The sequence below is a fragment of the Streptomyces sp. NPDC055400 genome, from assembly GCF_053644375.1.
Map to the genome: position 1 here is coordinate 225,838 of NZ_JBSHLM010000008.1, position 17,371 is coordinate 243,208.

Annotated in this window: 22 protein-coding genes; 3 read left to right on the forward strand and 19 right to left on the reverse strand. The window is 67.7% G+C overall.

Going from position 1 to position 17,371, the window contains the following annotated elements; genetic code table 11:
- Positions 1–66 precede the first annotated feature (66 nt).
- From ACWIGU_RS22450 to ACWIGU_RS22460, 3 genes are read right to left on the reverse strand one after another with little or no spacing between them, the layout of a single operon-like run.
- On the reverse strand, positions 67–435 hold the full coding sequence (locus ACWIGU_RS22450) for a holo-ACP synthase (RefSeq protein ID WP_454403407.1): 369 nt from the start codon (positions 433–435) through the stop codon (positions 67–69).
- 30 nt (positions 436–465) lie between these two features.
- The gene (gene glmS / locus ACWIGU_RS22455) at positions 466–2,325 is read right to left on the reverse strand and encodes a glutamine--fructose-6-phosphate transaminase (isomerizing) (RefSeq protein WP_454403409.1); all 1,860 of its coding nucleotides are present in this window, start codon (positions 2,323–2,325) and stop codon (positions 466–468) included.
- Positions 2,326–2,348: 23 nt separating this feature from the next.
- Positions 2,349–2,576 carry a hypothetical protein gene (locus ACWIGU_RS22460; RefSeq protein ID WP_454403411.1) on the reverse strand — a complete coding sequence of 76 codons (228 nt, stop codon included), beginning with the start codon at positions 2,574–2,576 and terminating at the stop codon, positions 2,349–2,351.
- A 242-nt stretch (positions 2,577–2,818) separates the two neighbouring features.
- Between ACWIGU_RS22460 and coaA the strand changes: the two genes are divergently transcribed.
- Both coaA and ACWIGU_RS22470 read left to right on the forward strand, forming a co-directional pair.
- The gene (gene coaA / locus ACWIGU_RS22465) at positions 2,819–3,808 is read left to right on the forward strand and encodes a type I pantothenate kinase (protein WP_100594970.1); all 990 of its coding nucleotides are present in this window, start codon (positions 2,819–2,821) and stop codon (positions 3,806–3,808) included.
- A 25-nt stretch (positions 3,809–3,833) separates the two neighbouring features.
- Complete coding sequence (locus ACWIGU_RS22470) at positions 3,834–4,784, forward strand: DUF389 domain-containing protein (protein ID WP_454403413.1); 951 nt, start codon at positions 3,834–3,836, stop codon at positions 4,782–4,784.
- 14 nt (positions 4,785–4,798) lie between these two features.
- Here ACWIGU_RS22470 and glmM read toward each other — a convergent pair whose 3' ends face one another.
- The 3 genes from glmM to rplM form a co-directional block, all read right to left on the reverse strand.
- A complete protein-coding gene (glmM, locus tag ACWIGU_RS22475) occupies positions 4,799–6,157 on the reverse strand; it encodes a phosphoglucosamine mutase (RefSeq protein WP_454403415.1) in 1,359 nt (452 codons plus the stop codon).
- A 166-nt stretch (positions 6,158–6,323) separates the two neighbouring features.
- Positions 6,324–6,845, reverse strand: a complete 522-nt coding sequence (gene rpsI / locus ACWIGU_RS22480) for a 30S ribosomal protein S9 (RefSeq protein WP_100594864.1) — start codon at positions 6,843–6,845, stop codon at positions 6,324–6,326.
- Positions 6,846–6,887: 42 nt separating this feature from the next.
- Positions 6,888–7,331 (reverse strand): 50S ribosomal protein L13, encoded by a 444-nt coding sequence (gene rplM / locus ACWIGU_RS22485; protein ID WP_100594865.1) that lies wholly within the window; start codon positions 7,329–7,331, stop codon positions 6,888–6,890.
- Positions 7,332–7,670: 339 nt separating this feature from the next.
- Between rplM and ACWIGU_RS22490 the strand changes: the two genes are divergently transcribed.
- The gene (locus tag ACWIGU_RS22490; protein ID WP_454403418.1) at positions 7,671–8,528 is read left to right on the forward strand and encodes a hypothetical protein; all 858 of its coding nucleotides are present in this window, start codon (positions 7,671–7,673) and stop codon (positions 8,526–8,528) included.
- A 4-nt stretch (positions 8,529–8,532) separates the two neighbouring features.
- On the opposite strand, the gene truA is transcribed toward ACWIGU_RS22490, so the two are convergent.
- The 13 genes from truA to rpsE all read right to left on the reverse strand — a co-directional run bounded on the left by truA (position 8,533) and on the right by rpsE (position 17,343).
- Entirely contained in the window at positions 8,533–9,402 is an 870-nt protein-coding gene (gene truA / locus ACWIGU_RS22495; RefSeq protein ID WP_356291514.1) for a tRNA pseudouridine(38-40) synthase TruA, read from the reverse strand.
- A gap of 79 nt (positions 9,403–9,481) precedes the next feature.
- A complete protein-coding gene (rplQ, locus tag ACWIGU_RS22500) occupies positions 9,482–10,003 on the reverse strand; it encodes a 50S ribosomal protein L17 (RefSeq protein WP_454403420.1) in 522 nt (173 codons plus the stop codon).
- 162 nt (positions 10,004–10,165) lie between these two features.
- Positions 10,166–11,188, reverse strand: a complete 1,023-nt coding sequence (locus ACWIGU_RS22505; RefSeq protein WP_003966937.1) for a DNA-directed RNA polymerase subunit alpha — start codon at positions 11,186–11,188, stop codon at positions 10,166–10,168.
- 152 nt (positions 11,189–11,340) lie between these two features.
- Positions 11,341–11,745, reverse strand: coding sequence for a 30S ribosomal protein S11 (gene rpsK / locus ACWIGU_RS22510; RefSeq protein ID WP_003948617.1), 405 nt, complete (start codon positions 11,743–11,745; stop codon positions 11,341–11,343).
- Between the two features lie 65 nt (positions 11,746–11,810).
- Positions 11,811–12,191, reverse strand: a complete 381-nt coding sequence (gene rpsM / locus ACWIGU_RS22515) for a 30S ribosomal protein S13 (RefSeq protein WP_116511038.1) — start codon at positions 12,189–12,191, stop codon at positions 11,811–11,813.
- Between the two features lie 187 nt (positions 12,192–12,378).
- The gene (gene rpmJ / locus ACWIGU_RS22520) at positions 12,379–12,492 is read right to left on the reverse strand and encodes a 50S ribosomal protein L36 (protein WP_003974245.1); all 114 of its coding nucleotides are present in this window, start codon (positions 12,490–12,492) and stop codon (positions 12,379–12,381) included.
- A gap of 59 nt (positions 12,493–12,551) precedes the next feature.
- Positions 12,552–12,773, reverse strand: a complete 222-nt coding sequence (infA, locus tag ACWIGU_RS22525; protein WP_003948620.1) for a translation initiation factor IF-1 — start codon at positions 12,771–12,773, stop codon at positions 12,552–12,554.
- Positions 12,774–12,912: 139 nt separating this feature from the next.
- Positions 12,913–13,749: a type I methionyl aminopeptidase gene (map, locus tag ACWIGU_RS22530; protein ID WP_356279235.1), complete on the reverse strand. Its 837-nt coding sequence runs from the start codon at positions 13,747–13,749 to the stop codon at positions 12,913–12,915.
- Between the two features lie 100 nt (positions 13,750–13,849).
- Positions 13,850–14,503, reverse strand: a complete 654-nt coding sequence (locus ACWIGU_RS22535; RefSeq protein WP_356279231.1) for an adenylate kinase — start codon at positions 14,501–14,503, stop codon at positions 13,850–13,852.
- Positions 14,503–15,816, reverse strand: a complete 1,314-nt coding sequence (gene secY, locus ACWIGU_RS22540; RefSeq protein ID WP_454403423.1) for a preprotein translocase subunit SecY — start codon at positions 15,814–15,816, stop codon at positions 14,503–14,505. The genes ACWIGU_RS22535 and secY overlap by 1 nt, the downstream gene beginning before the upstream one ends.
- A gap of 281 nt (positions 15,817–16,097) precedes the next feature.
- Positions 16,098–16,553, reverse strand: coding sequence for a 50S ribosomal protein L15 (rplO, locus tag ACWIGU_RS22545; RefSeq protein ID WP_100594874.1), 456 nt, complete (start codon positions 16,551–16,553; stop codon positions 16,098–16,100).
- Between the two features lie 2 nt (positions 16,554–16,555).
- Positions 16,556–16,738 (reverse strand): 50S ribosomal protein L30, encoded by a 183-nt coding sequence (gene rpmD, locus ACWIGU_RS22550; protein ID WP_041985698.1) that lies wholly within the window; start codon positions 16,736–16,738, stop codon positions 16,556–16,558.
- A complete protein-coding gene (gene rpsE, locus ACWIGU_RS22555; RefSeq protein WP_116511048.1) occupies positions 16,738–17,343 on the reverse strand; it encodes a 30S ribosomal protein S5 in 606 nt (201 codons plus the stop codon). The genes rpmD and rpsE overlap by 1 nt, the downstream gene beginning before the upstream one ends.
- Positions 17,344–17,371 lie beyond the last annotated feature (28 nt).

Consider the following 17,371-nt stretch of genomic DNA (forward strand, 5'->3'; position numbering starts at 1 on the left):
CGGAACCGAGGCCGAACCCGAAGCCGAAGCCGAAGCCGAAAGGACCCAGCCCTTACCCCCGGGCCCCTACCCCTCAGCGATCACAACAGCAGACGCAATCCCGGCATCATGACTGAGAGACACATGCCAGGACTGCACCCCAAGCTCCTCGGCAGCGGCGGCAACGGTCCCGGTGACCCGCAGCCGCGGCTGCCCACTCGCCTCGACACAGACCTCCGCGTCGGTCCACCGCAACCCGGCCGGCGCCCCCAGCGCCTTGGCCAGCGCCTCCTTGGCGGCGAACCGCGCGGCAAGAGAGGCAATACCCCGCCGCTCCCCGCTGGGCAGCAGCAACTCCCGGTCGATGAAAAGCCGTTCCGCCATTCCGGGCGTACGCGCGAGCGACGCCTCGAACCGCTCGATCTCGGCAACGTCGATCCCGACCCCAATAATCAAAGCCAGTCCCTAGTGATCAGATCCAGCCCGTCACTCCACCGTCACGGACTTGGCAAGGTTGCGAGGCTGATCGACCTCGTTCCCCCGCGCAGTGGCCAGCTCGCAAGCAAACACCTGCAACGGCACCGTCGCAACCAGCGGCTGAAGGAGCGTAGGGGTGGCAGGGATCCGTACGAGATGGTCGGCGTAGGGGACGACCGCCTCGTCGCCCTCCTCGGCGATCACGATGGTGCGCGCCCCGCGGGCCCGGATCTCCTGGATGTTGGACACGATCTTGTCGTGGAGGACGGACCGCCCCTTGGGCGACGGCACGACGACCACCACGGGCAAGTCCTCCTCGATCAACGCGATGGGACCGTGCTTGAGTTCACCGGCTGCGAAGCCCTCGGCGTGCATGTAGGCGAGCTCCTTGAGCTTCAGGGCGCCTTCGAGGGCGACGGGGTAGCCCACGTGCCGCCCCAGGAAGAGCACGGTCCGCTTGTCGGAGAGCGACCGGGCCAGCACCCGCACGGGCTCCATGGTCTCCAGAACGCGCTCGACCTCACCGGAGATGTCGGCCAGGTCCCGGATCACCGCACGGATCTCGTCCCCCCACTTCGTGCCGCGCACCTGCCCGAGGTACAGGGCCACGAGGTAGCAGGCGACGAGCTGCGTGAGGAACGCCTTGGTGGAGGCGACGGCGACCTCGGGCCCGGCGTGCGTGTAGAGCACGGCGTCGGACTCGCGGGGGATGGTCGAACCGTTCGTGTTGCAGATGGCGAGGACGGTCGCACCCTGCGCACGAGCGTGCCGCAGCGCCATCAGCGTGTCCATGGTCTCGCCGGACTGAGAGATGGCGATGACGAGCGAGCGCCCGCCCAGAATGGGGTCCCGGTACCGGAACTCACTCGCGAGCTCCACCTCGCAGGGGATCCGGGTCCAGTGCTCGATGGCGTACTTGGCGATGAGCCCGGCGTGGAACGCCGTCCCGCACGCCACGATCACGACCTTGTTGACTCCCTTCAACACGGCTGCGGGGATACGGAGTTCGTCGAGCGTCAGCGCCCCGTCGACGCCGATGCGCCCGAGCAGCGTGTCGGCGACCGCCTTCGGCTGCTCGGCGATCTCCTTGAGCATGAAGTAGTCGTAGCCGCCCTTCTCGGCGGCGGAGGCGTCCCAGTCGACGTGGTACGACCGCACCTCGGCGGGCCGCCCGTCGAAGTCGGTGACGGTCACCCCGTCCCGCACGCCGTCCCGGCGCAGCTCGACGACCTGGTCCTGGCCCAGTTCGATCGCGGAGCGCGTATGGGCGATGAAGGCGGCGACGTCGGAGGCGAGGAACGCCTCGCCCTCCCCCACGCCCACGACGAGCGGCGAGTTGCGCCGGGCGCCCACCACGACGTCGGGCTCGTCGGCATGCACGGCGACCAGCGTGAACGCCCCCTCGAGGCGCCGGCAGACGAGCCGCATGGCCTCGGCGAGGTCCGCGCACACGGAGAACTCCTCGGCGAGCAGATGCGCGACGACCTCGGTGTCGGTCTCGGACTCCAGGACGTGCCCGCGCTCGGCGAGCTCGGCGCGCAGTTCGGCGAAGTTCTCGATGATGCCGTTGTGGACGACGGCGACCCGGCCGGCGTTGTCGAGGTGGGGATGCGCGTTCGCGTCGGTGGGGGCGCCATGGGTGGCCCAGCGGGTATGGCCGATGCCCGTGGCCCCGGCCGGCAGCGGCCGCTCCACGAGCGCCTTCTCCAGGTTGGCGAGCTTGCCCGCTTTCCTGGCCGAGGCGAGGCCGCCGTCGGCGAGCACCGCGACCCCCGCCGAGTCGTAACCCCGGTATTCGAGCCGCTTCAGCCCGGCGAGCACGACGTCGAGCGCCGACTGAGATCCGACGTATCCCACGATTCCGCACATGGCGGCAGCCTAAGGCCGTACGGTCAGCAGCCCCAGACGATCCGGTCCCGCGCGTCTTCGAGCAGACGCAGGTACTCCACTTCCTCGCAGCGCGGCTTGCTGCCCATCTCGTAGAGGTCGAGGCAGTCGTCGAGATCCTCGCGCAGGTCCTCGTCGGGCAGGTCGAGGGCGAGCTCGCTGCGCACCTGACCGGCGAAGTCGTCCACAACGAGCCCGGGTCTGCGCCGGACGAGGTCACGCAATCGGGGCACGGCCATAACGGTTCCCTCCCACCCGGACGGCGCGGCTCGGCGCCGGATGCCGGGAACGTATCCCCGTTCCCCCGCCCGGTCCAGACCTGCGACCACGGAAACCCGCGAATTCCGGCACGAACCACGCACAGAAAGCCCACCGCACCCCCACCCGCCGCACCTCACCGCCCCCAAGGTGACGCACCCCACCCCCCACCCCGTCCACACAGCCGTAACAATGGACTGTGATCTCTTCGGTCTCCGTGCCCCCGACGGCACCCCGGAGCGCCCACCGGCACAAGCCGGAGGCGACTCCCTACGTCGACCTCACCCGCACCGAGTGGAGTGCGCTGCGCAACAAGACGCCGCTCCCCCTCACCGCCGATGAGCTGGAGAAACTGCGCGGCCTCGGCGATGTGATCGACCTGGACGAGGTCCGGGACATCTATCTCCCGCTCTCGCGTCTCCTCAACCTCTACGTCGGCGCCACCGACACCCTGCGCGGCGCCCTCAACACCTTCCTCGGCGAGACCGTCGAGAAGGCGTCCCAGTCGGGCACACCCTTCGTCATAGGGGTCGCCGGTTCGGTGGCGGTGGGCAAGTCGACCGTCGCCCGCCTCCTCCAGGCGCTGCTGTCCCGCTGGCCGGAGCACCCGCGCGTGGAGCTGGTCACCACGGACGGCTTCCTGCTGCCGACGAAGGAGCTGGAGCGGCGCGGCCTGATGTCGCGCAAGGGCTTCCCCGAGTCGTACGACCGCCGCGCCCTGACCCGCTTCGTCGCCGACATCAAGGCGGGCAAGGACGAGGTCTCGGCGCCCGTCTACTCCCACCTGATCTACGACATCGTGCCCGGCCAGAAGCTCACGGTCCGCCGCCCCGACATCCTCATCGTCGAGGGCCTCAACGTCCTCCAGCCGGCCATGCCCGGCAAGGACGGCCGCACCCGCGTCGGCCTCGCCGACTACTTCGACTTCAGCGTGTACGTGGACGCGCGCGCCGAGGACATCGAGAGCTGGTACCTCAACCGGTTCAAAAAGCTCCGCCAGACGGCCTTCCAGAACCCGTCCTCGTACTTCCGCAAGTACACGCAGGTCTCCGAGGAGGAGGCGCTCGACTACGCGCGCACGACCTGGCGGACCATCAACAAGCCGAACCTGCTGGAGAATGTGGCGCCCACACGTGGCCGCGCGACGCTCGTCGTGCGCAAGGGTCCCGACCACAAAGTGCAGCGGCTGAGCCTGCGGAAGCTGTAGAAAACCGGAAAGCTACGCTTCGCGCATGCTGCACCTGCGACTGATCACCCCGGCCGACAAGACCGACGCGGTGGCCCGCCTGATCGAGAGGACCGTCGGCACCACGCATCTCGTGGTGGTGCCGGGCGCGGCCCGCGACCCCGAGGGTGACGTCGTGATGTGCGACGTCGCCCGGGAGGCCGGAGACGAGCTGATCAGCGGGCTGCGCGGCCTCCACATCGACACGACGGGCTCGATCGCCGTCGAGAACATCGACCTGTCCCTGTCGAGGCTGGCCGACAGGGCGGAGGACGAGGCGCCGGGTGAGGGAGCGGACGCGGTCCTGTGGGAGCAGCTGAGGGACGCGACGCACGAGGAGTCGACGCTCACCGTCACCTACGTGGCGTTCCTGGCCGTCGCGACGATGCTCGCGGCCTGCGGTGTGATGCTGGACAACGCGATCCTGATCGTCGGCGCGATGGCCGTCGGCCCCGAGTTCGGGCCGCTCGCCGGGATCTCCACGGCGCTGGTGCAGCGCGCTCCGCGCCTGGTGTGGCGATCGCTGTGGGCGCTGCTGGCGGGATTCGCCGCCGCGATGGTGCTCACGGCCGGGTTCAGCTGGCTCCTCGACCAGTTCGGCCTGTTCACGCGCTCGATGGTCGAGGCGGACCGGCCGAACACGTCGTTCATCTGGAAGCCGGACTGGATGTCGTTCGTCGTGGCGTTCCTCGCAGGCATCGCCGGGACGCTGTCCCTCACGTCGGCGAAGTCGGGCGCCCTGATCGGCGTCGCCATCTCGGTGACGACGGTCCCGGCCGCGGCGAACGCGGCGGTGGCGTTCGCGTACAGCGACTACGCCCAGACATGGGGCTCGACCGCCCAGCTCCTCGCGAACCTCGGCGGCATCGTCCTGGCCGGCACGCTCACCCTGCTCGCCCAGAAATGGTTCTGGACGACGCAGCGCAAGCGTGCCGCTCCTGCGGCCGGGCCGGCCTGACGCAGTGAACTGCCTCAGCCGAGCGTGGACTTGACGACATCGGCGAGGCGGCCTGCGATCGAGCGGGCCTGCTCGATGTCGGCGGCCTCGACCATGACGCGGACCAGCGGCTCCGTGCCGGACGAGCGCAGCAGCACCCGGCCCGTGGCGCCCAGCTCGCGCTCGGCGTCGGTGACGGCGGCGGCCAGCTCGGCGGACGTCGTGACACGGGACTTGTCGACGTCGCGCACATTGACCAGGACCTGCGGGAGGCGCTCCATGACGGAGGCGAGGTCCTGGAGGGTGCGGCCGGTCTGGGCGACGCGGGCCGCGAGCAGCAGACCCGTGAGCGTGCCGTCGCCGGTCGTCGCGTGGTCGAGGATGATCACGTGCCCGGACTGCTCGCCACCGAGCGCGAAGCCGTGCTCCTTCATCGACTCCAGGACGTACCGGTCGCCGACGCCGGTCGCCACGAACTCGATGCCCTCGCGCTCCATGGCCAGCTTGAAGCCGAGGTTCGACATGACGGTCGCGACAACGGTGTCCTGGCGCAGGCCGCCGTGCTCCCGCATCGACAGGGCGAGCACGGCGAGGATCTGGTCCCCGTCGATCTCGGCGCCCGTGTGGTCGACGGCCAGGCAGCGGTCGGCGTCACCGTCGTGCGCGATGCCGAGGTCGGCGCCGTGCTCGACGACGGCGGCCTTCAGCAGGTCGAGGTGGGTGGAGCCGCAGCCGTCATTGATGTTCAGGCCGTCCGGGTCGGCGCCGATCGTGACGATCTCGGCGCCGGCCCGCGCGAACGCCTCGGGCGAGACCCGCGCCGCCGCGCCGTGCGCCTCGTCCAGGACGATCCGCAGGCCGTCGAGGCGGTTGGGCAGGACACCGATGAGGTGGGCGACGTACTGGTCGGCCCCCTCGTCGTACGAGTTCACGCGGCCGACGCCGGCACCGGTCGGGCGGTCCCACGGCGCACCGGTGCGGTGCTGCTCATAGACCTGCTCGATCCGGTCCTCCAGCTCGTCGGCGAGCTTGTGGCCGCCGCGCGCGAAGAACTTGATGCCGTTGTCCGGCATCGCGTTGTGACTGGCGGACAGCATCACGCCGAGGTCGGCGCCCAGCGCGCCGGTGAGATGCGCCACCGCGGGGGTGGGCAGCACGCCGACCCGCAGGACGTCGACGCCCGCGCTCGCCAGACCCGCGACGACCGCGGCCTCCAGGAACTCGCCCGAGGCCCGCGGGTCACGACCGACCACGGCCACCGGACGGTGCCCCTCGAACGTCCCCGCCTCGCCGAGTACATGAGCCGCCGCCACGGAGAGTCCGAGCGCGAGCTCGGCCGTCAGATCCGCGTTGGCGACACCTCGTACGCCGTCCGTGCCGAACAGTCGTCCCACTGGTGTCCTCCGAACTTTCGCAATTCTCGAAGAGCGTCGGAAATCATCCGAGCATGCAAACTTGTGAGCACCTTGTGCCGTTATACGCCCAGCGCCGCTATAGACGAACGCCCCGGCGGCACACAGCGTGCCGCCGGGGCGAACGAAACGAACGAGCAGCAGCGATTTAGCGCTTGCTGTACTGCGGGGCCTTACGGGCCTTCTTGAGACCGGCCTTCTTGCGCTCGACCGCACGGTCGTCACGCTTGAGGTAACCGGCCTTCTTGAGGGCGCCGCGGTTGTTGTCGACGTCGGCCTCGTTCAGCGCACGGGCGACACCGAGACGGAGCGCACCGGCCTGACCGGAGACGCCGCCACCCGAGATGCGGGCGATGACGTCGTAGCGGTTGTCGAGCTCGAGCACCTTGAAGGGCTCGTTGACTTCCTGCTGGTGGACCTTGTTCGGGAAGTAGTCCTCGAGCGTGCGCCCGTTGACCTTCCACTTGCCGGTGCCGGGCACGATGCGGACGCGCGCGATGGCGTTCTTGCGACGGCCCAGGCCGGCGGCCGGCTGCGGGTCGCCGAAGCGCGCGGCGTTCGACTCCGAGGTGTACTCGCCCTCGACGGGGACCTCGGACTCGGTGGTGTACTGCTCGACGTCGACAATCTCGGTCTCTTCGACCGGCTGCTCAACGGTGGTCTCGGCCACGATTCTCCTCAGATTCTTTTTCGTCTTTGGGGGTGGCCGGAACTACTGCGCGACCTGGGTGATCTCGAACGGCACCGGCTGCTGGGCAGCGTGGGGGTGCTGGTCGCCCGAGTAGACCTTCAGCTTCGAGAGCACCTGACGGCCCAGGGTGTTCTTGGGGATCATGCCCTTGATGGCCTTCTCGACGGCCTTCTCGGGGTTCTTGTCCAGCAGCTCGTCGTAACGAACCGAACGCAGACCGCCCGGGTAACCGGAGTGGCGGTACGCCATCTTCTGGGTCTTCTTGTTGCCGGAGAGGTGCACCTTGTCCGCGTTGATGATGATGACGAAGTCACCAGCGTCGACGTGGGGGGCGTAGATCGGCTTGTGCTTGCCCCGCAGGATGTTCGCGGCAGTGGTCGCCAGACGACCCAGGACGACATCCTGGGCGTCGATGACGTACCACTGGCGAGTAATGTCGCCGGGCTTGGGGCTGTACGTACGCACTTAGCAGCCTTCTTCTTCTTCAGTGGATGGGTGCTGAAAATGGCATCACTGAAGCGATCGTGCAGCTGGGGACGACAGTGCCGGGTTCAGCGCCCGTATGCCGCCCACTGGTAACTGCTCCAGGGAACCTGTGCATGGCCCCTCGCGTGAGAGCGAGCAAGCCAATACACACAACGAATAGGCAGGATACCCGCGCTTCCCCGTACGGGTCAAAACGCGGATCCGGACACCGACACCACCGGCGCCACCGCACCGGGCGGCCCTGCCGTGTCCAGGGTAACCGCACCTCGGCGGCACCGGCACCACACGCCCCCGCCGCCGCCCTCTAAGATGCGCCCCATGAGCTTTGGGCAGGGGGGACCCCAGTGGGGTCCCGGGGGCAGTGGTGGTTCACAGGGACCGGACTGGGCGGCACTCGCCGAAGCGTCCGAGGCACGCCAGCGGCGCCGCCGCTGGCTGATGATCGGCGGTGGCGCGCTCGCCACGGTCGCCGTCGGCTCGGCCGTCGCGTTCGCGATCGTCTCCGCCAACGGCAACAGCTCGGCCTCGAACAAGCCCGCCGACCAGCTGCCCACGACCGCGGACATCCCGAGCGACACGTCGCCGGCGGACCCGACGTTCGCCGAGACCACACCGCCGCCCCCGCTCGACCCCAAGGACTTCATCTCCAGCGCCAAGAAGGACAAGGCCCCGCTCAGCGCGGACACCCTCTTCCCCGGCACCAAGCTGACCGTCAGCGACCGCGTCTACAAGAAGGGTGCGACCGCCAGCACGAAGAGCTGCGCCTCGGCCACCCAGGGCGCGCTCGGCGGCGTCCTGACGGGCAACGACTGCACGCGCCTGATCCGCGCCACCTACGCGAAGGACGGCGTGGCGGTCACCGTCGGCGTCGCCGTCTTCGACACGGAGGCCCAGGCCACGAAGGCCAAGAACCAGTACACCAAGGGCACCGTGACCTCCCTGTCCGGCTCGGGCGTCCCCGCGTTCTGCCGTACGACGATCTGCCGCTCGACCACCAACTCGTACGGCCGCTACGCGTACTTCACGACCGCCGGGTTCACCAGCGGCGGCCGGGACGTCACCACCAAGGACCGCGAGGTCTTCACCACCGGTGACGACCTCGCCGAGTTCACGTTCCGGCAGATCACCCGGCGCGGCGAGGCGCAGGCCTCGGCGGCGGCCGAGGCGCCCCAGTAGGGGCTCAGCAGCACCCCGGCTCCGAGAAGGGCGCCCCCGGCAGCGTCCGCTTGTTCCTCGCCTCCCGGCTGCGCGCCGCGAGCAACTCGTCGGCGGGGTAACCGACTTCCTCCAGCGTCAGGCCGTGCGGCCGCACCACGTGCACCGCCGAGTCCCGCACACCGGCGGCAAGCACCTTCGCCGGCCAGTCCGGCGGCCGGTGCCCGTCACCGACGAACAGCATCGCGCCGACCAGCGAGCGCACCATGTTGTGGCAGAACGCGTCCGCCCGGACGGTCGCTTCGAGGATCCCGTCGGGCGACCGCTCCCAGCGCAGCTCCTGGAGCGTACGGATGGTCGTGGCACCCTCGCGCCGCTTGCAGTAGGCGGCGAAGTCGTGCTCCCCGAGCAGCTTCTCCGCGGCCGCGTTCATGGCATCCATGTCCAACGCCCAGTCGTGCCACAGGACATGACTGCGCAACAGAGGATCGACGCCACCGGGGTTGTCGGTCACCCGGTACACGTACCGGCGCCACACGGCGGCGAACCGCGCGTTGAACCCGCTCGGCGCCTCGGCCACCTTCCACACCCGCACATCGTGCGGCAGCCGCCCCGCGAGCCGGCGCAGCAGCTTGTCCTGGTGCTCGGCCCAGACGTCCTCCGGCAGATCGACATGCGCGACCTGCCCGCGCGCGTGCACCCCCGCGTCGGTCCGCCCGGCCACGGTCAGCTCGTACGTCTGCGCGGACCGGGTCACGGTCCTCAGCGCGTCCTCGATCTCCCCCTGCACGGTCCGCCGGCCGCTGGCCTGCTTCGCCCACCCGGAGAAGTCCTTGCCGTCGTACGACACGTCAAGCCGCACCCGCACGAACCCGGGCTCTACCTCGTCACTCACACACAGATCCTCTCAGGCGAAGGCAATACGAAAGCGGGCCCGCCCCGAAGGGCGGACCCGCTCACATCAAGGCAGAGCCTCAGGCGTCCTTGACGTCCTCACCAGCCGCGTCCGCGGCGGGCTCAGCGGCCTCGACCGCTGCGGCGTCCTCGACGACCTCGGCGGCCGGAGCGGCAGCCTCGGCGTCCTTGGCGGCACGCTTGGTGGCGGCCTCGGCCTCACCAGTGGCCTGCTGCGCAACCGTCAGCGCCTCGACCAGCTCGATGACAGCCATGGGCGCGTTGTCGCCGCGGCGGTTACCGATCTTGGTGATACGGGTGTAACCACCCGGACGGTTCTCGTAGCGCGGGGCGATCTCGGTGAAGAGCGTGTGGACGACGCTCTTGTCCGTGATGACCGTGAGCACCTGACGGCGGTTGTGAAGGTCGCCCTTCTTCGCCTTGGTGACCAGGCGCTCCGCGTACGGACGCAGACGACGGGCCTTGGCCTCGGTCGTCGTGATCTTGCCGTGCTCGAAGAGCGCCTTCGCGAGGTTCGCGAGAAGCTGCTTCTCGTGCGCAGCACTGCCGCCCAGACGGGCGCCCTTGGCGGGCTTCGGCATGGTGTATCTCCTAGGTGTCTGCCCCGGCCGTATCAGGTACCAGGGTCAGTATCCGAGCGGGCGGATGCCCGTCGGAGACCCGCGCCCCGTAAGGAGCGCGGGGAACTGCGCGACCAGCCGAAGCGGACCCGCAGCCGAAAATCCGGCGTCCTCGCGGAGCGCCTAGTACTGCTCGGTCTCCACGAAACCGGCGTCCGCGTCGTCGTCGGCGCCGAAGGCGTCGGCGGCAGCGGTCGGGTCGAAGCCGGGAGGCGAGTCCTTGAGCGCAAGACCCATGCCGGCCAGCTTCGCCTTGACCTCGTCGATCGACTTCGCACCGAAGTTGCGGATGTCGAGCAGGTCCGCCTCGGAGCGGGCGACGAGCTCACCCACGGAGTGGATGCCCTCGCGCTTGAGGCAGTTGTACGAACGGACGGTGAGCTCGAGCTCCTCGATCGGCAGCGCCAGATCGGCGGCCAGGGCGGCGTCCGTGGGGGACGGGCCCATGTCGATGCCCTCGGCGTCGATGTTCAGCTCGCGGGCGAGACCGAACAGCTCGACCAGGGTCTTACCGGCCGACGCCATGGCGTCACGCGGACGCATGGCCTGCTTCGTCTCGACGTCGACGATCAGCTTGTCGAAGTCGGTGCGCTGCTCGACACGGGTCGCCTCGACCTTGTACGTGACCTTCAGGACCGGCGAGTAGATCGAGTCGACCGGGATGCGCCCGATCTCCTGACCGACCTGCTTGTTCTGGACGGCGGAGACGTAGCCGCGACCGCGCTCGACGGTCAGCTCCATCTCCAGCTTGCCCTTGCCGTTGAGCGTGGCGAGGACGAGGTCGGGGTTGTGCACCTCGACACCGGCCGGGGGCGCGATGTCGGCGGCGGTGACCAGACCCGGGCCCTGCTTGCGCAGGTACATCACGACCGGCTCGTCGTGCTCCGAGGAGACGACCAGCTGCTTGATGTTCAGGATGAGGTCGGTGACGTCTTCCTTGACGCCCGGCACGGTGGTGAACTCGTGCAGGACACCGTCGATACGGATGCTGGTGACAGCAGCGCCGGGGATCGACGACAGGAGGGTGCGGCGAAGCGAGTTGCCGAGGGTGTAACCGAAGCCCGGCTCCAGCGGCTCGATCACGAACCGGGAGCGGAACTCGTCGACGACCTCTTCGGTCAGCGACGGGCGCTGAGCAATAAGCATGAAGGAATCCTTCAGTCAGGGGCACCCACTATTTGATGCCCTGATGCCACCGGGTGGTGGCCCGGTGTTGATGCAGTAACAAGGGTACGGGCGATACGGCCCCTAAGAGCCGTACCGCCCGAAAACCTCAGACCAAGCAGTCGTACGTCAGGTCAGACGCGGCGACGCTTGGGCGGACGGCAGCCGTTGTGCGGGGTCGGCGTGACGTCCTGGATCGAACCGACCTCGAGGCCCGTGGCCTGGAGGGAGCGGATCGCGGTCTCGCGGCCGGAGCCCGGGCCCTTGACGAAGACGTCAACCTTGCGCATGCCGTGCTCCTGGGCGCGACGCGCGGCCGACTCGGCGGCCATCTGCGCGGCGAACGGAGTGGACTTGCGCGAGCCCTTGAAGCCGACGTGGCCGGCGGAGGCCCAGGAGATCACGTTGCCGGTCGGGTCCGTGATGGACACGATCGTGTTGTTGAACGTGCTCTTGATGTGAGCGTGCCCGTGAGCGACGTTCTTCTTTTCCTTGCGGCGCACCTTCTTGGCAGCGCCCTGACGACCCTTGGGGGGCATCTATTACTCCTACGGGAGGTGGTCGGTCCTGCAGCGACAGCTGTCGATAGACCGCTGAGCGAGGACTACTTCTTGCCCGGCTTCTTCTTACCGGCGATGGCGCGACGCGGGCCCTTGCGGGTACGAGCGTTCGTGCTGGTGCGCTGACCGCGGACGGGCAGGCCACGACGGTGGCGAAGACCCTGGTAGCAGCCGATCTCGACCTTGCGGCGGATGTCGGCCTGGATCTCGCGACGGAGGTCACCCTCGGTCTGGATGTTCGCGTCCACGTACTCGCGGATCTTGATCAGGTCCTCTTCGGACAGATCACGAACGCGGGTGTTGCGGTCCACACCGGTGGCGTCCAGCGTCTGCTGGGACAGCGTGCGGCCAATGCCGAACACGTAGGTGAGGGCAACCTCTACGCGCTTGTCGCGCGGGAGGTCAACGCCTTCAAGGCGTGCCATTCAAGGCTCCTGTTGATTCTCGGAGGTCTTCAGCAGAACCGTTCCCAGGTGCCGTACGAGGTACATCCTGGGTCCCCGGCCTCCGACCGGGGGTGTCGCCCTCCATTACCGATGGATCTGAAGAGGGACGGGTCCTGCAAATATGCTTACTTGCGTCGCGCGAAAATCTGCGAACTGCAGTCGTGCGTCAGCCCTGGCGCTGCTTGTGGCGCGGGTTGTCGCAGATAACCATGACCCGGCCGTGACGGCGGATCACCCTGCACTTGTCGCAGATCTTCTTGACGCTCGGCTTGACCTTCATTGGGTGAGGTTCTCCGGGTCAGTGCCACCACCCCGCGCGAGGCGGGGTGCGGGCAAGATCTACTTGTACCGGTAGACGATCCGGCCACGCGTCAGGTCGTACGGAGACAGCTCCACCACGACCCGGTCGTCAGGGAGGATACGGATGTAGTGCATACGCATCTTGCCGCTGATGTGAGCCAGGACCTGGTGGCCGTTCTGGAGCTCCACCTTGAACATGGCGTTCGGGAGAGACTCGACGACAGTGCCTTCGATCTCGATGGCACCTTGCTTCTTGGCCACGCTTTGCCCTTCGAATCGACTACCTTGATCGACTCAACACGTACATGCAGGCATGCGTGTGCACGAGAGCCGACGAGTCAGTCTACGTCAGGGCCCCCGGAAAGACGAATCGGGGAAGTCTGCCCCACACTCAAGATCATTATGCAAGAGGGTCCGGAGCTGCGACGACACCCAGCTCGGCCAGCTTCGCCTTGCCGCCGTCCGGCGCCGTCAGGACCAGCGGGCCCTGTTCGGTCAGCGCGATGGAGTGCTCCCAGTGCGAGGACCAGGTGCCATCCGTGGTGATGACCGTCCAGTCGTCCTCGAGGACCTCGGTGCGCGGGGTGCCGAGGGAGACCATCGGCTCGATCGCGAGGCAGAAGCCGGGGACGAGCTTGGGGCCCTTGCCGCGGCGGCGCTCGACGTAGTTCAGGAGGTGCGGGTCCATGTGCATCTCGGTGCCGATGCCGTGGCCGCCGTAGTCCTCGACGATGCCGTACTTGCCGCCGCCCGGCTTCGGCTGGCGGCGGATGTAGGACTCGATGGCGCGGGAGATGTCGACGAGCCGGTTGCCGTTCTTCATCGCGGCGATGCCGGCCCACATCGACTCCTCGGTCACCCGCGAGAGCTCGATCAGCTCCGGAGCGTGGCCGGTCCCGACGAACGCGGTGTACGCGGCGTCGCCGTGCCAGCCGTCGATGATCGCGCCGCAGTCGATGGAGATGATGTCGCCGTCCTTGAGGACGGTCTTGTCGTCCGGGATGCCGTGGACGACGACCTCGTTGACCGAGGTGCAGATGGTCGCGGGGAAACCCCCGTAACCGAGGAAGTTCGACTTGGCCCCGTGCTCGTCGAGCACCTTGCGCGCGACCTCGTCCAGATCCCGGGTGGTGGCACCGGGCACCGCGGCCTCACGCGTCGCCGCGTGGATCGCGGCGACGACCAGCCCCGCCTCACGCATCTTGGCGATCTGCTCGGGGGTCTTGATCTGCACCATGGGGGCCTGCGCTCTCCGTCTTCCGTACTACGGGTTTACCTACACAACACTACGGCCGCGGCACCCTGTACGGGCACCGCGGCCGGAGCAGCGTAACGGCTTACTTGTCGCGCTTGAGGGCCTCCATGGCCCGCGCGGTCACCTCGTCGACCTTGCCGAGCGCCGAGATCGTCCGCACCAGGCCCTGGGCCCGGTAGTAGTCGATGATCGGCTCGGTCTGCGTGTGGTAGACCTCGAGCCGCTTGCGAACGGTGTCCTCGCTGTCGTCCTCGCGCTGGTACAGCTCGCCGCCGCAGACGTCACAGACGCCTTCCTGCTTCGGCTGCTTGTACGACACGTGGAAGACGTGCGCGGAGTCCTTGCGGCAGATGCGGCGGCCGGCGATGCGCTTGACCACCTCGTCCTCGGGGACCTCGAGGTCCAGGACCGCGTCGAGCTTCACTTCGTCCGCCTTGAGGGCGACGTCGAGCGCCTCGGCCTGCGAGACGTTGCGAGGGAAGCCGTCGAGCAGGAAGCCGTTCACGGCGTCCGGCTGCTCCATGCGGTCCTTGGCCATCCCGATGGTGACCTCGTCAGGAACCAGGTTGCCGGCGTCCATGTACGCCTTTGCCTGCTTGCCCAGCTCCGTGCCCTGGCTGATGTTGGCACGGAAGAGGTCGCCCGTGGAGATGTGCGGAATCGACAGGTTCTTGGCAAGGAACGCGGCCTGCGTTCCCTTGCCCGCACCGGGCGGCCCGACGAGGACGATACGCATCAGCGGAGGAACCCTTCGTAATTGCGCTGCTGAAGCTGGCTCTCGATCTGCTTCACCGTTTCCAGACCGACACCCACGATGATGAGGATGCTGGTCCCGCCGAACGGGAAGTTCTGGCTTGCCCCGAAGCCAACCAACGCCATCGTTGGTACGAGAGCGATCAGACCCAGATACAGCGAACCCGGCCACGTGATCCGGTTGAGTACGTAGCTCAGGTACTCAGCGGTCGGCCGGCCGGCCCGGATGCCCGGGATGAAGCCACCATACTTCTTCATGTTGTCCGCGACTTCCTCGGGGTTGAACGAGATCGCCACGTAGAAGAACGCGAAGAAAACGATCAGAAGGAAGTACGAAACGATGTAATAGGGGTGATTTCCCTTGGTCAGATGGTCGTTGATCCAGGTCTTCCACCCGGAATTGCCTCCCGCGAACTGCGCGACGAGGGCCGGGATGTAGAGCAGCGACGAGGCGAAGATGACAGGGATCACACCCGCCTGATTGACCTTCAGCGGGATGTAGGTGGACGTACCGCCGTAAGACCGGCGACCGATCATGCGCTTCGCATATTGGACAGGAATGCGGCGCTGCGCCTGCTCGACGAACACCACCAGGCCGACCATCACGAGGCCCACCAGGATCACGGCGCCGAACTCGATCCAGCCGCCGGCGAGGTCACCGGTCGTCTTGATGGTCCACAGGGCGCTCGGGAAGGTGGCGGCGATCGAGATGAACATCAGGATCGACATGCCGTTGCCGATGCCGCGGTCGGTGATGAGCTCACCCAGCCACATGACGATGGCGGTACCGGCGGTCATCGTGATGACCATCGTGATCGTCACGAAGATCGACTGGTCCGGGACGATCTGGTTCGCGACGGGGCAGCCCTGGAAGAGGGCGCCGCTGCGAGCCGTCGCGACGAGGCCGGTGCCCTGGAGGATGGCGAGCGCCACGGTCAGGTAACGGGTGTACTGCGTGATCTTCGCCGTACCCGCCTGACCCTCCTTCTTCAGGGCCTCGAGCCGCGGGATCACGACAGTGAGCAGCTGAAGGATGATGCTCGCGGTGATGTACGGCATGATGCCGAGCGCGAAGATCGTGATCTGCAGGAGCGCGCCACCACTGAACATGTTGACGAGACCGAACAGCCCCTGCGTGCCTTTGTTCGCGTCCACGCATGTCTGGACGTTCGAGTAGCTGACTCCCGGGATCGGTACATGCGTACCGATGCGGTAGACCACGATGATGCCGAGCGTGAAGAGCAGCTTCTTGCGCAGGTCGGGCGTCTTGAACGCCCGGGCGAACGCGGTGAGCACGGTGCCTCCTGCGACCCCCGCGCACGTGCGTCAGAGGTGACGGTCTTGAGGTTCGATGAGTGAAGGAATGCGTAACAGTCAAGCACCGGGTGAAGATCCCTCAGACTTGTCGCCTTCAGGACACACCGCCCGGCCCGGGGCGTCAGCCCCAGACGGATACAGCACAGTGCAGGCCACCATACCGGCGACCATGCCCCCCTTGGAACGACCAACCGGGGATGCCCCAAATGTGGGGCATCCCCGGTCGGGAATCGCTCATGTCATCGAGACGTCTGAAAAGGTCAGACGAGCTCGGTGACGGTACCGCCGGCGGCGGTGATCTTCTCCTTGGCGGAGTTGGAGACGGCGTCAACCGTCACCTGCAGCGCCACGGTGAGCTCACCCTGGCCGAGCACCTTGACGAGGCTGTTCTTGCGAACGGCACCCTTGGCGACGAGACCCTCAACGGTGACCTCGCCACCTTCCGGGTACAGCGCGCTCAGCTTGTCGAGGTTCACGACCTGGAACTCGGTCTTGAACGGGTTCTTGAAGCCCTTGAGCTTCGGGAGACGCATGTGGAGGGGCATCTGGCCACCCTCGAAGCGCTCCGGAACCTGGTAACGGGCCTTCGTGCCCTTGGTACCACGACCGGCCGTCTTACCCTTCGACGCCTCACCGCGACCCACACGGGTCTTCGCGGTCTTGGCGCCCGGGGCGGGACGGAGGTTGTGGATCTTGAGCGGGTTGTTCTCCGCCATGATCAGTCGACCTCCTCGACCGTCACGAGGTGCCGCACGGTGTTAGCCATGCCGCGGAACTCGGGACGATCCTCCTTGACGACCACGTCGTTCAGGCGCTTGAGCCCGAGCGAACGCAGGGTGTCGCGGTGGTTCTGCTTGCTGCCGATGTACGACTTCGTCTGCGTGATCTTGAGGCGAGCCATTACGCACCCGCTCCCGCACGTGCACGAAGCAGAGCCGCGGGGGCGACGTCCTCGAGGGGCAGACCACGGCGAGCCGCGATCTCCTCGGGACGCTGCAGGCCCTTGAGGGCCTCCACGGTCGCGTGCACGATGTTGATCGCGTTCGACGAGCCGAGAGACTTCGACAGGATGTCGTGAACGCCGGCGCACTCGAGCACGGCGCGCACCGGGCCACCGGCGATAACGCCGGTACCGGGAGCAGCCGGCTTGAGCAGGACGACGCCCGCAGCCTTCTCGCCCGTGATCGGGTGCGGGATGGTGCCCTGGATACGGGGGACCTTGAAGAAGTGCTTCTTGGCCTCCTCAACACCCTTGGCGATGGCGGCCGGCACCTCCTTGGCCTTGCCGTAACCGACGCCTACCGTGCCATCGCCATCGCCCACCACGACGAGCGCAGTGAAGCTGAAGCGACGGCCACCCTTGACAACCTTGGCGACACGGTTGATCGCGACAACGCGCTCAACGTATGCGGTCTTCTCGGCGGCAGCAGCGCCACCGTCGCGACCCTTCCGGTCCCGCCGCTCGCCGCCACCGGCACCGCTTCCGCGGCGCTGGGGTCCAGCCATTGGAATTACCTCTCTTCGTTTTCCGCTA

Excerpts from the sequence above, each read along its gene's own strand:
- glmS (WP_454403409.1), bottom strand. The coding sequence starts at position 2,325 with ATGTGCGGAATCGTGGGATACGTCGGATCTCAGTCGGCGCTCGACGTC.
- ACWIGU_RS22470 (WP_454403413.1), top strand. The coding sequence starts at position 3,834 with ATGCTGCACCTGCGACTGATCACCCCGGCCGACAAGACCGACGCGGTG.
- ACWIGU_RS22490 (WP_454403418.1), top strand. The coding sequence starts at position 7,671 with ATGAGCTTTGGGCAGGGGGGACCCCAGTGGGGTCCCGGGGGCAGTGGT.
- rplQ (WP_454403420.1), bottom strand. The coding sequence starts at position 10,003 with ATGCCGAAGCCCGCCAAGGGCGCCCGTCTGGGCGGCAGTGCTGCGCAC.
- ACWIGU_RS22505 (WP_003966937.1), bottom strand. The coding sequence starts at position 11,188 with ATGCTTATTGCTCAGCGCCCGTCGCTGACCGAAGAGGTCGTCGACGAG.
- rpsK (WP_003948617.1), bottom strand. The coding sequence starts at position 11,745 with ATGCCCCCCAAGGGTCGTCAGGGCGCTGCCAAGAAGGTGCGCCGCAAG.
- rpsM (WP_116511038.1), bottom strand. The coding sequence starts at position 12,191 with ATGGCACGCCTTGAAGGCGTTGACCTCCCGCGCGACAAGCGCGTAGAG.
- rpmJ (WP_003974245.1), bottom strand. The coding sequence starts at position 12,492 with ATGAAGGTCAAGCCGAGCGTCAAGAAGATCTGCGACAAGTGCAGGGTG.
- map (WP_356279235.1), bottom strand. The coding sequence starts at position 13,749 with ATGGTGCAGATCAAGACCCCCGAGCAGATCGCCAAGATGCGTGAGGCG.
- ACWIGU_RS22535 (WP_356279231.1), bottom strand. The coding sequence starts at position 14,503 with ATGCGTATCGTCCTCGTCGGGCCGCCCGGTGCGGGCAAGGGAACGCAG.
- rplO (WP_100594874.1), bottom strand. The coding sequence starts at position 16,553 with ATGGCGGAGAACAACCCGCTCAAGATCCACAACCTCCGTCCCGCCCCG.
- rpmD (WP_041985698.1), bottom strand. The coding sequence starts at position 16,738 with ATGGCTCGCCTCAAGATCACGCAGACGAAGTCGTACATCGGCAGCAAG.
- rpsE (WP_116511048.1), bottom strand. The coding sequence starts at position 17,343 with ATGGCTGGACCCCAGCGCCGCGGAAGCGGTGCCGGTGGCGGCGAGCGG.